This is a genomic window from Ruegeria sp. CDSA221, assembly GCF_059611825.1.
This window is the reverse complement of sequence record NZ_JBXWPK010000040.1, coordinates 1-1272: the sequence shown is the minus strand read 5'-3', so window position 1 is coordinate 1272 and position 1272 is coordinate 1. Positions and strand designations below refer to the sequence as shown.

General features: G+C 60.9%; 1 protein-coding gene. It reads left to right on the top strand.

All coding sequences use genetic code 11. The features are described 5' to 3' along the window. Positions 1-1272 (top strand): serine hydroxymethyltransferase (glyA, locus tag AC2FJ5_RS21340; protein ID WP_496794520.1); only part of this gene is annotated, 1272 nt, incomplete at its 5' end.

Below are 1272 nucleotides of genomic sequence, written 5' to 3'. Positions count from 1 at the left end.
GGTTTTTTCACCCAGTCTCTCTCAGCGCGCGACCCAGAGCTGTTCGGCTCGATCACGTCCGAGCTGGGCCGTCAGCGCGACGAGATCGAATTGATCGCGTCCGAGAACATCGTCTCTGCTGCCGTGATGGAAGCGCAGGGCTCGGTGATGACCAACAAATACGCCGAAGGATACCCCGGCAGGCGTTACTATGGCGGGTGTCAATTTGTTGATATCGCTGAAAATATGGCCATCGACCGCGCCAAGCAGCTGTTCGGTTGCGGCTTTGCAAACGTCCAGCCGAACTCTGGCTCTCAGGCAAACCAGGGCGTGTTCCAGGCACTGATCAAACCCGGCGACACCATCCTGGGCATGAGCCTGGATGCGGGGGGCCACCTGACCCACGGCGCCGCACCCAACCAGTCGGGCAAGTGGTTCAACGCCGTCCATTACGGCGTGCGCAAACAGGACAACCAGATCGACTATGACCAGATCGAAGCGCTGGCGAAAGAGCATCAGCCCAAGCTGATCATCGCAGGCGGGTCGGCCATTCCGCGCATCATTGATTTTGCCCGCATGCGCGAGATCGCGGACTTGGTCGGCGCCTATCTGCATGTCGACATGGCCCATATCGCCGGTCTGGTCGCGACAGGCGCACACCCATCGCCTTTCCCGCATGCGCATGTGGCTACCACCACCACGCATAAAACCCTGCGCGGTCCGCGGGGCGGCATGATCCTGACCAATGACGAGGCGATCGCCAAGAAAGTGAACTCGGCCATCTTCCCTGGCATTCAGGGCGGCCCGCTGATGCATGTCATCGCGGCCAAGGCCGTGGCCTTTGGCGAAGCACTGCGACCCGAGTTCAAGGACTACATCGCCCAGGTGGTCACCAACGCGCAGGCCCTGTCAGACCAGTTGATCAAAGGTGGGCTGGACACAGTCACCCACGGCACCGACACCCATGTGGTTCTGGTGGACCTGCGCCCTAAAGGCGTCAAAGGCAACGCGACCGAAAAGGCACTGGGCCGGGCGCATATCACCTGCAACAAGAACGGTGTCCCGTTCGATCCCGAAAAACCGATGGTGACCAGCGGCATCCGCCTTGGCAGCCCCGCAGGCACCACCCGCGGCTTCGGCGAGGCCGAGTTCCGCCAGATCGCCGACTGGATCATCGAAGTGGTCGACGGTCTGGCCGCAAATGGCGAGGACGGTAACGGTGAGGTCGAGGCCAAAGTCAAAACCGAAGTCGCAAACCTCTGCGCCAGATTCCCTATCTATCCAAACTTGTAA